This window comes from Variovorax soli (assembly GCF_031454625.1).
Classification (GTDB): domain Bacteria; phylum Pseudomonadota; class Gammaproteobacteria; order Burkholderiales; family Burkholderiaceae_C; genus Variovorax; species Variovorax soli_A.
Genome location: NZ_JAVDRF010000008.1, coordinates 56,908 through 68,949, shown reverse-complemented (window position 1 = coordinate 68,949; position 12,042 = coordinate 56,908). Strand labels below are relative to the sequence as shown.

At 64.9% G+C, this 12,042-nt stretch carries 11 protein-coding genes; all 11 read right to left on the bottom strand.

Features of this window, described 5'->3' with window-relative positions; translation table 11 throughout:
• Positions 1 to 14: 14 nt before the first annotated feature.
• From J2739_RS18325 to nuoE, 11 genes are read right to left on the bottom strand one after another with little or no spacing between them, the layout of a single operon-like run.
• Positions 15 to 320, bottom strand: coding sequence for a DUF2818 family protein (locus J2739_RS18325; RefSeq protein ID WP_309904179.1), 306 nt, complete (start codon positions 318 to 320; stop codon positions 15 to 17).
• Positions 321 to 325: 5 nt separating this feature from the next.
• On the bottom strand, positions 326 to 1,813 hold the full coding sequence (gene nuoN / locus J2739_RS18320) for an NADH-quinone oxidoreductase subunit NuoN (protein ID WP_309904177.1): 1,488 nt from the start codon (positions 1,811 to 1,813) through the stop codon (positions 326 to 328).
• Between the two features lie 13 nt (positions 1,814 to 1,826).
• A complete protein-coding gene (locus J2739_RS18315) occupies positions 1,827 to 3,305 on the bottom strand; it encodes an NADH-quinone oxidoreductase subunit M (protein WP_309904175.1) in 1,479 nt (492 codons plus the stop codon).
• Between the two features lie 27 nt (positions 3,306 to 3,332).
• On the bottom strand, positions 3,333 to 5,366 hold the full coding sequence (gene nuoL, locus J2739_RS18310; protein ID WP_309904173.1) for an NADH-quinone oxidoreductase subunit L: 2,034 nt from the start codon (positions 5,364 to 5,366) through the stop codon (positions 3,333 to 3,335).
• Between the two features lie 10 nt (positions 5,367 to 5,376).
• Positions 5,377 to 5,685 (bottom strand): NADH-quinone oxidoreductase subunit NuoK, encoded by a 309-nt coding sequence (gene nuoK / locus J2739_RS18305; protein WP_086922746.1) that lies wholly within the window; start codon positions 5,683 to 5,685, stop codon positions 5,377 to 5,379.
• Entirely contained in the window at positions 5,682 to 6,329 is a 648-nt protein-coding gene (locus tag J2739_RS18300) for an NADH-quinone oxidoreductase subunit J (protein ID WP_309904171.1), read from the bottom strand. The genes nuoK and J2739_RS18300 overlap by 4 nt, the downstream gene beginning before the upstream one ends.
• Before the next feature lie 37 nt (positions 6,330 to 6,366).
• A complete protein-coding gene (gene nuoI, locus J2739_RS18295; RefSeq protein WP_309904170.1) occupies positions 6,367 to 6,912 on the bottom strand; it encodes an NADH-quinone oxidoreductase subunit NuoI in 546 nt (181 codons plus the stop codon).
• A gap of 11 nt (positions 6,913 to 6,923) precedes the next feature.
• Positions 6,924 to 8,000 carry an NADH-quinone oxidoreductase subunit NuoH gene (gene nuoH / locus J2739_RS18290; protein WP_309904167.1) on the bottom strand — a complete coding sequence of 359 codons (1,077 nt, stop codon included), beginning with the start codon at positions 7,998 to 8,000 and terminating at the stop codon, positions 6,924 to 6,926.
• Positions 7,997 to 10,153: an NADH-quinone oxidoreductase subunit NuoG gene (gene nuoG, locus J2739_RS18285; protein WP_309904166.1), complete on the bottom strand. Its 2,157-nt coding sequence runs from the start codon at positions 10,151 to 10,153 to the stop codon at positions 7,997 to 7,999. The genes nuoH and nuoG overlap by 4 nt, the downstream gene beginning before the upstream one ends.
• 15 nt (positions 10,154 to 10,168) lie before the next feature.
• The gene (gene nuoF / locus J2739_RS18280; protein WP_309904164.1) at positions 10,169 to 11,512 is read right to left on the bottom strand and encodes an NADH-quinone oxidoreductase subunit NuoF; all 1,344 of its coding nucleotides are present in this window, start codon (positions 11,510 to 11,512) and stop codon (positions 10,169 to 10,171) included.
• On the bottom strand, positions 11,509 to 12,039 hold the full coding sequence (nuoE, locus tag J2739_RS18275; protein WP_309904162.1) for an NADH-quinone oxidoreductase subunit NuoE: 531 nt from the start codon (positions 12,037 to 12,039) through the stop codon (positions 11,509 to 11,511). Before nuoE ends, nuoF begins: the two co-directional genes overlap by 4 nt.
• Positions 12,040 to 12,042: the final 3 nt, after the last annotated feature.

Genomic DNA, 12,042 nt, shown 5'->3' with positions numbered 1-12,042 from the left:
CGTGGGGGCTCATGTCATTTCCGATGCTTGAGGAGATAGCGCCAGGTGAAGCCCGGGAACGCGAGCACGAGGAACAAGGCGCCAGTGATGGCGTAGAACTCCCAGCCCTGCGGCGCGATCTGGCCGGCGCGGCGCTCGAACAGGAGCCCGATTCCGCCGGCCCCAAGGTAAAGAATCACCAGCTCGCCCACCCGCAGGGCCAGCGACTTCACGCGGCCCGCGAGCGGCACCACGCCAAGCAGGCGCTCGTTCAGGAAGGGCAGATTGGCCGCGAGCACCGCCACCAGCAGCACCAGCCAGACCGAGGCCTCCTGCGACACTTCCCTCAGCCGGCCAGCGTGGCCACGATGGCCTGGGCGCACAGCGTCATCAGGCCGCCGGGCACGATGCCCAGGACCAGGATGAGCGCGCCATTGACGGCCAGCACGGTGCGCACGTCGCGCGGCGCCGAGACGGTGGTCGCCGTCACTGGCGCGTCGAAGTACATGACCTTGACCACGCGGATGTAGTAGAAGGCGCCGACCAGCGACATCACGACCGCGAACACCGCCAGCGCGATGTACAGGCCCTGGCCCGAGGCGATCAGGGCCTGGAGCACTGCCAGCTTCGCGTAGAAGCCGACCAGCGGCGGGATGCCCGCCAGCGAGAACATGGCGATGGCCATGACGCCGGCATAGAGCGGGCTGCGCTGGTTGAGACCGGCGAGATCGGTGATCTCCTCGCTCTCGAAGCCCTCGCGCGCCAGCAGCAGGATGATGCCGAAGCTGGCCAGCGTGGTCAGCACGTAGGTCACGATGTAGAACATCGCGGCGCTGTACGCGAACTGGGCGTTGTAGGTGCTGTTGTTGACCACGCCCGCCACCATGCCCAGCAGCATGAAGCCCATTTGCGAGATGGTCGAGTAGGCCAGCATGCGCTTGAGATTCGTCTGCGCGATGGCCGCCAGGTTGCCCACCAGCAGCGAGGCGATGGCCAGCAATGCAAGCATCTGCTGCCAGTCGATCGCCAGGGGAAGCAGCCCTTCGACCAGCAGCCTAATGATGATGGCGAAGGCGGCCAGCTCGGGCGCCGCGCCGATCAGCAGCGTGACGGCCGTGGGCGCCCCCTGGTAGACGTCGGGCACCCACATGTGGAACGGCGCCGCGCCCACCTTGAAGGCCAGGCCGGCCACGATGAACACCAGCCCGAAGACCAGGACCTGGTGGTTGACCTTGCGGCTGGCGATGGCCTTGAAGACCTCGGTGGTGTCGAGCGAACCGGTGGCGCCGTACATCATCGACAGCCCGTAGAGCAGGAAGCCGCTCGCCATGGCGCCGAGGACGAAGTACTTCATCGCAGCCTCGCTCGCCACCGCGTTGTCGCGCCGCAGCGCGACCAGTGCGTAGCTGGACAGCGTGAGCAGTTCCAGGCCGAGATAGATCACCAGGAAATTGCCGCCCGAAATCATCACGAAGATGCCCAGCAGCGAGAACATGCTCATAGTGAAGAGCTCACCGCCGCGCAGCATGCCGCGGTCCGCTGCGTAGGGACGGCCATAGACGAGCGTGACCATCAGCGCTACCGAGGCGAAGCACTTGAGCCAGTTGCCCATCGGGTCGCTCACGACCATGCCGCCGAATCCGTAGTGGCTGGCCGCGTCGGTCGCCTGCATGCCGGTGAGGACGGCCACCACGGCCAGCGTGAGGAGGGTCAGCACGTAGGTGCGCGTGCGATGGGTGTCGGTCGTGGACAGGTCCACCAGCGCGATGATGCAGGCCATGACCAGCAGCACCATTTCGGGGTAGATCGTCATCCAGCTGAGTTTGTCAATCATCTCGTTCTCTCGGTCAGCCTGGAATCTTGGATGTCTGCACGTGACGCAGCAGCTCGCTCACGGAGGCATTGGACGCGTCGGTGAAAGGCTTGGGATAAAGGCCCATCCACAGCACCGCGACAGCAAGCAGCGCCAGCATGAGGAACTCGCGGGCGTTGATGTCGTCCAGCTCCTTCACGTGGGCGTTGCCCACCGGCCCCAGATAGACGCGCTTGTACATCCACAGCGTGTAGGCCGCGCCGAAGATCAGCGCCGTCGCCGCACCCAGGCCCAGCCAGAAGTTGGCCTTGACCGCGCCGATGATCACCATCCATTCGCCGACGAAGCCTGCAGTCGCGGGCAGGCCGCAGTTGGCCATGGCGAAAAGCAGCGCGAAAGCCGCGAACTTGGGCATGGTGTTGACCACGCCGCCGTAGTCGGCGATCTCGCGCGAATGCACGCGGTCGTACAGCACGCCGATGCAAAGGAACATGGCGCCCGATACGAAGCCGTGCGCGATCATCTGGACGATGCCGCCCGAAATGCCGATCTCGTTGAAGATGAAGAAGCCCAGCGTGACGAATCCCATGTGGGCGACCGACGAATAGGCCACCAGCTTCTTCATGTCCTGCTGCACCAGCGCCACCAGGCCGACATAGATCACCGCGATCAGTGACAGCGTGATGATGAGCCAGGCCCACTCATGCGCGGCGTCGGGCGCGATCGGCATCGAGAAGCGCAGGAAGCCGTAGGCGCCGAGCTTCAGCATGATGGCCGCCAGCACGGCCGAGCCGCCGGTGGGTGCCTCCACGTGCACGTCGGGCAGCCAGGTGTGGACCGGCCACATCGGCACCTTGACCGCGAAGGCCGCGAAAAAGGCGAAGAACAGGAAGGTCTGCTCCCGGGCCGTCAGCGGCAGCTTGTGCCAGCTCAGGATGTCGAAGCTGCCGCCCGAGCGGTTGTACAGGTAGATCAGCGCGACCAGCGTCAGGAGCGAGCCGAGCAGCGTGTAGATGAAGAACTTGAAAGCGGCGTAGATCTTCTTCGGGCCGCCCCAGATGCCGATGATCAGGTACATCGGGATCAGCGTCGCCTCGAAGAAGACGTAGAACAACACGCCGTCCAGCGCCGAGAAGGTGCCGATCATGAGGCCGGAGAGGATCAGGAAGGCGCCCATGTACTGGTTGACGCGCTCGGTGATCACTTCCCAGGCCGAGATCACCACGATCACGGTGATGAAGGCCGTCAGCAGCACCAGCCACAGCGACAGGCCGTCGAGGCCGACGTGGTAACTGACATTGAAACGCTCGATCCAGCTGCTCTTCTCGACGAACTGCATCGCGGCAGTGCCGTTCTGGAAGCGCGTGTAGAGCGGCACGGTGGCCAGGAAGCTCACGATCGATCCGACCAGCGCGATCCACCGCACGATGCTCGCGTGCTGGTCGCGACCGATGGCCAGCAGCACTGCGCCGAAGACGATCGGCACCCAGATGGCAAGGCTCAACAAACCCATTTTTGCTTTTCTCCAGTGGCGCGCGGTTTATCTGTTGAACCAGACGAAATACGTCATGAGGATGAAGATGCCCAGGAGCATCGCGAAGGCGTAGTGATAGATGTAGCCGGACTGCATCCAGCGAATGACGCCGGCGGCGCGGCCGATCGTCCTCCAGGAGCCGTCGACGATGGCGCCGTCGATGATGCCCTGGTCGCCGCCCTTCCAAAGGCCCGTGCCCAAGGCGCGCGTGCCGCGTGCGATGAGGTGCTCGTTGATCCAGTCCATGTAGTACTTGTTCTCGAGCAAGCGGTAGATCGGGCCGAAGGCGCGCTTGATGGCCTCCGGCAGCGCCGGGTTGACGAGGTACATGTACCAGGCCAGCACCACGCCGGCCAGTGCCAGCCAGAACGGCGGTGCGGTCAGGCCGTGCAGGGCCATGGCCAAGGGGCCGTGGAAGGCCTCGGCCAGTTCGTTCATGGCGTGATGCTTGCCGGCGTCGATAAAGATCGCGTCCTTGAAGAACTCGCCGTACAGCATCGGGTCGATGGTCATGTAGCCGATCACGACCGAAGGAATGGCCAGCAGCACCAACGGCAGCCAGACCACCCAGGGCGACTCGTGCGGCGTGGAGTGATCGTCGTGGTGGCCATGGTCGGGCTCCGCGTCCGGCTCATGGTGGTGGGCATCCGGGTTCTGGTCGTAGCGCTCCTTGCCGTGGAAGACCAGGAAGTACATGCGGAACGAATAGAAGGCCGTCACGAACACGCCTGCCAGCACCGCCCAGTAAGCGAAGCCGGCGCCCCAGAGGTGGCTCTCGTGCACCGCCTCGATGATGCTGTCCTTGGAATAGAAGCCCGCAAAGAAGGGCGTGCCGATCAGCGCCAGCGAACCGAGCAGCGAGGTGATCCAGGTGATGGGCATGTACTTGCGCACGCCGCCCATCCAGCGGATGTCCTGGTTGTGGTGCATGCCGATGATGACGGAGCCGGCGCCGAGGAACAGCAGCGCCTTGAAGAAGGCGTGCGTCATCAGGTGGAACACCGCCACCGAGTAGGCCGAGGCGCCCAGCGCAACCGTCATGTAGCCCAGTTGCGAAAGCGTGGAATAGGCCACCACGCGCTTGATGTCGTTCTGGATGATGCCCAGGAAGCCCATGAACAGCGCGGTGATCGCGCCGATCACCAGCACGAATGACAGTGCGGTGTCGCTCAGCTCGAACAGCGGCGACATGCGCGCCACCATGAAGATGCCGGCCGTCACCATGGTCGCCGCGTGGATCAGCGCCGAGATCGGGGTCGGGCCTTCCATCGAATCGGGCAGCCACACGTGCAGGGGGAACTGGGCGCTCTTGCCCATGGCGCCGATGAACAGGCAGATGCAGATCACGGTGATCAGCATCCAGTCGGTGCCGGGGAAGCTCAGCTTGGCGAGTTCGCCGCCCTTCGCGAAAGCTTCGGCGTAGTTCAGCGTTCCGGCATAGGCAGCGATCAGGCCGATGCCGAGAATGAAGCCGAAGTCGCCCACGCGGTTGACCAGGAAGGCCTTCAGATTGGCGAAGATCGCGCTCGGCTTGTTGTACCAGAAGCCGATCAGCAGGTAGGACACCAGGCCCACGGCTTCCCAGCCGAAGAACAGCTGGAGCATGTTGTTGCTCATCACCAGCATCAGCATGGAGAAGGTGAAGAGCGAGATGTAGGCGAAGAAGCGGTTGTAGCCCTCGTCCTCCTCCATGTAGCCGATGGTGTAGATGTGCACCATCAGCGAGACGAAGGTCACGACGCACATCATCATGGCCGTCAGGCCGTCGACCAGGAAGCCGACCTCCATCTTGATGCCGCCCACCATCATCCATTCGTAGATGGTGGCGTTGAAGCGGGCGCCGTCGACCACCACGCTCTTGAGCGTCATGGCCGAGATGACGAAGGCGATGAACACGCCCAGGATGGTCATCGAGTGCGAGGCGCGGCGCCCGAAGCGGTTGCCGCCGAATTTCGTGCCGAACAGGCCGGCCAGCAGCGAGCCGGCCAGGGGTGCCAGCGGCACTGCCAGCAGTGCGGATGCGGAAAGCGTTGCGCTCATTTGAATCCCCTCAGCCCTTGAGCGCGTTGAGTTCGTCGACGTTGATGTTCGACTTGTTGCGGAACAGCAGCACCAGCAGCGCCAGCCCGATCGCGGACTCCGCCGCCGCCACGGTCAGGATGAAGAACACGAAGATCTGGCCGTGCATGTCGCCCAGGAAGTACGAGAACGCGACGAAGTTCACGTTGACCGCAAGGAGCATCAGCTCGATGCACATCAAGAGCACGATCAGGTTCTTGCGGTTCAGGAAGATGCCGATCACCGACAGCGCGAAGAGCATCGCCCCCAGCGAAAGAAAATGTCCGAGCGTGAGGGTCATGCCTTGGTCTCCCCGGTGGCAGGCACTTCATCGGCGACGGGCTGCGCGGCTCGCGTCACGGGCATCTGCACGATGCGCACGCGGTCGCGCGCCTTCACGCGCACCTGGTCGGAGGGGTTCACGTACTTGCTGTCCTTGCGCGTGCGCAGCGTGAGCGCGATGGCCGCAACGATGGCCACGAGCAGGATGACGGCCGCGATCTCGAGCGGATAGAGGTAGTTGGTATAGAGCAGCTTGCCGAGTTCCATCGTGTTGGAGGTCTCGGGCCCGGTGGCCATCGGGCGGCGCGGCTCGGCCAGGCGGAAGCCGCCCATCAGCACTGCGGCCATTTCCAGGGCAATCAGCGCGCCGACACCCGCGGCAAGCGGGAAATGCTTCCAGAAGCCCTGCCGCAGCGCATCGACGTTGATGTCGAGCATCATCACCACGAACAGGAACAGCACCATCACCGCGCCGACGTAGACCAGCACCAGCGAGATGGCGAGGAATTCGGCACGCAGCAGCAGCCAGATGGCCGAGGCCTGGAAGAAGGCCAGCACCAGGTACAGCGCCGCATATACGGGATTGCGCGAGGTGATGACGCGGAAGGCCGCGAACAGCAGCACCGCGGCGAACAGGTAGAACAGACCGGTCTTGACGTCCATGGATCGGTTTCGTTATTGGTTGTCGGGCCAGTCCAAGTCAGCGGTACTTGGCGTCGGCCGCCTTGTTGGCGGCGATTTCTTTTTCGTAGCGGTCGCCCACGGCCAGCAGCATGTCCTTGGTGAAGTACAGGTCCCCGCGCTTTTCGCCGTGGTATTCGAAGATGTGGGTCTCGACGATGGAGTCGACCGGGCAGCTTTCCTCGCAAAAGCCGCAGAAGATGCACTTGGTCAGGTCGATGTCGTAGCGCGTGGTGCGGCGCGAGCCGTCGTCGCGCACATCCGATTCGATCGTGATGGCGAGCGCGGGACACACGGCTTCGCAGAGCTTGCAGGCGATGCAGCGCTCCTCGCCGTTTTCATAGCGTCGCAGCGCATGCAGGCCGCGGAAGCGCGGGCTGAGCGGCGTCTTCTCTTCCGGGAACTGCACCGTGATCTTGCGGCTGAAGGCGTACTTGCCCGTGATGGCCAGGCCCTTGAACAGCTCGACCAGCATGAAGCTGGACAGGAAGTCCTTGAGCGAGAAGGCCGGCGCGGTCGTAGTCGAGGATGAGCGCGCGAGCGCGCGGGCGGGGTGCGCAGACATGGCGATTCCAGTTATTTCCAGATGTTGAACGGGGTCTGCATCCAGGCGCCGACCACCACCAGCCACACCAGCGTGACGGGGATGAAGATCTTCCAGCCCAGACGCATGATCTGGTCATAGCGGAAGCGCGGGAAGGTCGAGCGGACCCACAGGAACATGGTGACCACGACGAAGGTCTTGAGGCCCAGCCAGATCCACCCGGGGATGAAGCCGAGGAAATCGAAGGGAGGCAGCCAGCCGCCGAGGAACAGGACTGCGCACAGGATCGAGACCAGCCACATGTTGGCGTACTCGGCCAGGAAGAACATGGCGAAGCTCATGCCCGAGTACTCGATCATGTGGCCGGCGACGATTTCCGATTCGCCCTCCACCACGTCGAAGGGATGGCGGTTGGTCTCGGCCAGGCCGGAGATGAAGTACACCACGAAGATCGGCAGCAGCGACAGCCAGTTCCAGGACAGGAAGCCGATGCCCATCGAGGCGAAATGGCCCTTGCCCTGCCCCGTCACGATGTCGGTCATGTTGAGGCTGGCGGAGACCATCAGCACGACCACGAAGCAGAAGCCCATCGCGATCTCGTAGCTGACCATCTGCGCCGAGGCCCGCAGCGCGCCGAGAAAGGCGTACTTGGAGTTCGAAGCCCACCCGGCAATGATCACGCCGTACACCTCGAGCGAAGTGATGGCCATGACGAACAGCAGGCCGGCGTTGATGTTGGCCAGCGCGACCTCGGGGCCGAAGGGGATCACGGCCCAGGCGGCCAGCGCGGGCATGATGGTCATGATCGGCCCCAGAAGGAACAGGCCCTTGTTGGCGACCGTGGGAAGGATGATTTCCTTGGTCAGCAGCTTCAGCGCGTCGGCGATGGGCTGCAGCAGGCCCAGCGGACCAATGCGGTTCGGGCCCAGGCGGATCTGCGTGAAGCCGATGGCCTTGCGCTCCCAGAGCGTCAGATAGGCCACGGCGCCCATCAGCGGCAGCACCACCACCACGATCTTGATCAGCGTCCAGATCACCGGCCAGGCGACCGCGGTCCACCACGGGGCGGCGACCAGGCCGAGGCCGAAGCCATGCAGGCTGTCGATCATGCGAGCACCTCCTGCGCAACCTGGGCTTGCGTCGCGCGCGCATCGGCGGTGAGCTGCAGCGAGGGCGCGCGGCGCACGATCGAATCGAGCTGGTAGATCGCGGCGACCACGGGCGCCGCTGCGTTGGAGACGCGCTTGCCGTCGGGGCGAGCTGCGGTGGCGTTGTTCAGCCTGTCGGCCGATACCAGGCCGGCGCTCAGGCCGGTGTCGGCCAGCACCTCGGCCGCCGACTCGAAGGAGAAGCCCGGCAAGCCCAGCAGGTTGGCCAGCACGCGCAGCACCTTCCAGGCCGGGCGCGTTTCGCCAAGCGGCTTGACCACGGCATGGAAGCTCTGCACGCGGCCCTCGGCGTTGACGAAGGTGCCCGGCGTTTCGCTGAAGGGCGCGATCGGCAGCAGCACGTCGCTGAACTCGAGGTTGGCCTTGAAGGGGCTCATCGTCACGACCATCTGCGCATGCGTGAGCGCATCGGCAGCCTGGGTGCCGGCAGCCGAGTCGAACACAGGCTCCGTGTTGAGCAGCAGCACCGCCTTGAGCCCACCCAGGAGCATCTCGCTGGCACTCAGGCCCGCATCCATCGGCAGCGCGCCGACCAGCTGGGCGCCGACCGTGTTCGCCGCCTCGGTGAGATAGCCGACGCTCGCGCCCGTCTGGGCGCCAATCCAGTTCGCCAGCGCCAGCAGCGGGCGGGCTTCGGCATGGTGGGCGGCGGCGTTGCCCAGCAGGATGGCCTTGCGCTCGCCGCTCAGCAGCGAGGCAGCGATGGCCTTGGCCGGATCGCCTGGCTCGGCAGAACGGACGATCGGCGCAGCGGCGCCGGTGGTCGCGGCGACGGCGGAGGCAATCTCGGCGAGCACGTCGATCCAGTCCTGGGCCGGCACGCGCACGGCATTCGCCAGGGGCATGGCCCAGGCTTCGTCGTCAACCAGCAGCTCGGGCGAGGTGAGCACGCTGAGCGCCCCACCCTTGCGAACCGATTGACGAATGCGCTGCGCGAACAGCGGATGGTCCTTGCGCAGGTTGCTGCCGATCACCAGCGCGCGCTGCAGTTGCGACAGCGAGGCGATCGAAGTGCCCAGCCAGCGCACGCCCTCGAAGGCACCGAACTCGGCATTGCGCAGCCGATGGTCGATATTGGCGCTGCCCAGGCCCTGCATGAGCAGTTTGGCCAGGTGCAGCTCTTCCAGCGTGCTGTGCGGGCTGGCGAGTGTGCCGATGCTGTGCGCACCATGGTCGGCCTTGATCTGCTTGAGGCCGTTGGCCACGTACTCGAGCGCGGTCTGCCAGTCGACCTGCTGCCACTGCCCGCCCTGCTTGAGCATGGGCTGCGTCAGGCGCTCGGGGGTGTTGAGCGCCTCGTAGGAGAAGCGGTCGCGGTCGGCGATCCAGCACTCGTTGACGTCCTCGTTCTCCAGCGGCAACACGCGCATCACGCGGTTGTTCTTGACCTGGACAATCAGGTTGGCGCCGGTCGAATCGTGCGGACTCACCGACTTGCGGCGCGAAAGCTCCCAGGTGCGCGCGCTGTAGCGGAAGGGCTTGCTGGTCAGCGCGCCGACCGGGCAGATGTCGATCATGTTGCCCGAGAGCTCGGAGTCGACCGAGCTGCCGACGAAGGTCTCGATCTCGGCATGCTCGCCGCGGTGCGACATGCCGAGCTCCATCACGCCCGCCACTTCCTGGCCGAAGCGAACGCAGCGCGTGCAATGGATGCAGCGGCTCATCTCTTCCATGCTGATGAGCGGGCCGACGTCCTTGTGGAAGACCACGCGCTTCTCTTCCTCGTAGCGCGAGGAAGAGGCGCCGTAGCCCACGGCCAGGTCTTGCAGCTGACACTCGCCGCCCTGATCGCAGATCGGGCAGTCGAGCGGGTGGTTGATCAGCAGGAACTCCATGACCGACTGCTGGGCCTTGATGGCCTTGTCGCTCTTGGTGCGCACGATCATGCCCTGCGTGACCGGCGTGGCGCAGGCCGGCATCGGCTTGGGCGCCTTCTCGACATCGACCAGGCACATGCGGCAGTTGGCGGCGATGCTGAGCTTCTTGTGATAGCAGAAGTGCGGGATGTAGGTGCCCGCCTTGTCGGCCGCATGCATCACCATGCTGCCCTCGGTCACTTCGACCTTCTGGCCGTCGAGTTCGATTTCAACCATGTTTTGTTTTCTCGCTCAGGCCTTGACCGGTGCTTTCGGGACGTAGCCCGGGATCAAGGCCTCGAACTCGTGACGGAAGTGCTTGATCATGGCGCGCACTGGCATCGCGGCGGCATCGCCCAGCGCGCAGATGGTGCGGCCCTGGATGTTGTCGGCGACCGAGTTCAGCAGGTCCATGTCGGTGGCCTTGCCGTGACCGTTGTGGATGCGGTCCACCACGCGCCACAGCCAGCCCGTGCCTTCGCGGCAAGGCGTGCATTGGCCGCAGGACTCGTGCATGTAGAAGTACGAGAGGCGCTTGAGCGACTCGACCATGGAGCGACTGTCGTCCATCACGATCACGGCGCCCGAGCCCAGCATGGAGCCGGCCTTGGCGATGGAGTCGTAGTCCATCGTGCACTCCATCATGATCGACGCCGGCAGCACCGGCGCCGAGGAGCCGCCGGGAATCACCGCCTTGAGCTGGCGGCCCTTGCGCACGCCGCCGGCGAGCTCGAGCAGCCTGGAAAACGGGGTACCCATCGGCACTTCGTAATTGCCCGGCAACTCGACGTCGCCGCTGACCGAGTAGATCTTGGTGCCGCCGTTGTTCGGCTTGCCGCACTCCAGATACGCCACGCCGCCGTTGTTGATGATCCAGGGCACCGCCGCGAAGGTCTCGGTGTTGTTGATCGTGGTCGGCTTGCCGTAGAGGCCGAAGCTGGCCGGGAACGGCGGCTTGAAGCGCGGCTGGCCTTTCTTGCCTTCCAGCGATTCCAGCAGCGCCGTCTCTTCGCCGCAGATGTAGGCGCCGAAGCCATGCGAGGCGTGCAACTGGAAGCTGAAGCTGCTGCCCAGGATGTTGTCGCCCAGGAAGCCGGCCGCCCTCGCCTCTTCCAGCGCCTCTTCGAAGCGCTCGTAGGTCTGGAAGATCTCGCCGTGGATGTAGTTGTAGCCCACGCTGATGCCCATCGCGTAGGCCGCGATGGCCATGCCCTCGATCACGATGTGCGGGTTGAACTGCAGGATGTCGCGGTCCTTGCAGGTGCCCGGCTCGCCCTCGTCCGAGTTGCAGACCAGGTACTTCTGGCCGGGGAACTGGCGCGGCATGAAGCTCCACTTCAGCCCGGTCGGGAAGCCCGCACCGCCTCGTCCGCGCAGGCCGGAGGCCTTGACCTCGGCAATCACCTGCTCGGGCGTCAGGCCCTCGCTCAAGATCTTGCGCAGCGCCTGGTAGCCGCCGCGCGCCTGGTAGTCCGCCAGGCGCCAGTTGGTGCCGTCGAGACCGGCGTAGATCTGGGGCTCGATGTGGCGGCCGTGGAAGCAGGTCTGGACGCCGGTGGCCTGGAACTGCGAGAGCACTTGCTCGGGCGTCATCATTGCGCGCCCTCCATCTTGGCGCTGCGCAGGCCGTCGACCAGCTGGTCGAGCTTCTCGTTGCTCATGAAGCTGCACATGGTGCGATCGTTGACCAGCATCACGGGCGAATCCGCGCAGGCGCCGAGGCACTCGCTCTGCTGCAGCGTGAACATGCCGTCGGCGGTGGTCTCGCCCATCTTGATGCCCAGCTTCTTCTCGAGATGCGCCAGCGCCACCGCTCCGTCGCGCAGTTGGCACGGCAGGTTGGTGCAGACGTTGAGCTTGAACTTGCCCACCGGCTGCTGGTTGTACATGTTGTAGAAGGTCGTGACCTCGTGGACCGCGATCGGCGCCATGCCGAGATAGGCCGCGATCTCGCGCTCACGCTGCACGCTGACGTAGCCCTCTTCCTTCTGCACGATCGTGAGCAGGGCCATCACGGCCGACTGCTTGCCCTCCGGCGGGTACTTGGCGACCTCGCGCGCAAAGAGCGCCAGGGTGGCGGCCGACAGCGGCGCCTGGGTGCTGTGGGGAGTGTCGGGAGTCATTCG

Bases quoted from the DNA above. Each gene is read 5' to 3' on its own strand.
- nuoN (WP_309904177.1), bottom strand. From the start codon at position 1,813: ATGATTGACAAACTCAGCTGGATGACGATCTACCCCGAAATGGTGCTG.
- nuoF (WP_309904164.1), bottom strand. From the start codon at position 11,512: ATGATGACGCCCGAGCAAGTGCTCTCGCAGTTCCAGGCCACCGGCGTC.
- J2739_RS18300 (WP_309904171.1), bottom strand. From the start codon at position 6,329: ATGGACGTCAAGACCGGTCTGTTCTACCTGTTCGCCGCGGTGCTGCTG.
- J2739_RS18315 (WP_309904175.1), bottom strand. From the start codon at position 3,305: ATGGGTTTGTTGAGCCTTGCCATCTGGGTGCCGATCGTCTTCGGCGCA.
- nuoI (WP_309904170.1), bottom strand. From the start codon at position 6,912: ATGTCTGCGCACCCCGCCCGCGCGCTCGCGCGCTCATCCTCGACTACG.
- nuoH (WP_309904167.1), bottom strand. From the start codon at position 8,000: ATGATCGACAGCCTGCATGGCTTCGGCCTCGGCCTGGTCGCCGCCCCG.
- nuoK (WP_086922746.1), bottom strand. From the start codon at position 5,685: ATGACCCTCACGCTCGGACATTTTCTTTCGCTGGGGGCGATGCTCTTC.
- nuoL (WP_309904173.1), bottom strand. From the start codon at position 5,366: ATGAGCGCAACGCTTTCCGCATCCGCACTGCTGGCAGTGCCGCTGGCA.
- nuoE (WP_309904162.1), bottom strand. From the start codon at position 12,039: ATGACTCCCGACACTCCCCACAGCACCCAGGCGCCGCTGTCGGCCGCC.
- nuoG (WP_309904166.1), bottom strand. From the start codon at position 10,153: ATGGTTGAAATCGAACTCGACGGCCAGAAGGTCGAAGTGACCGAGGGC.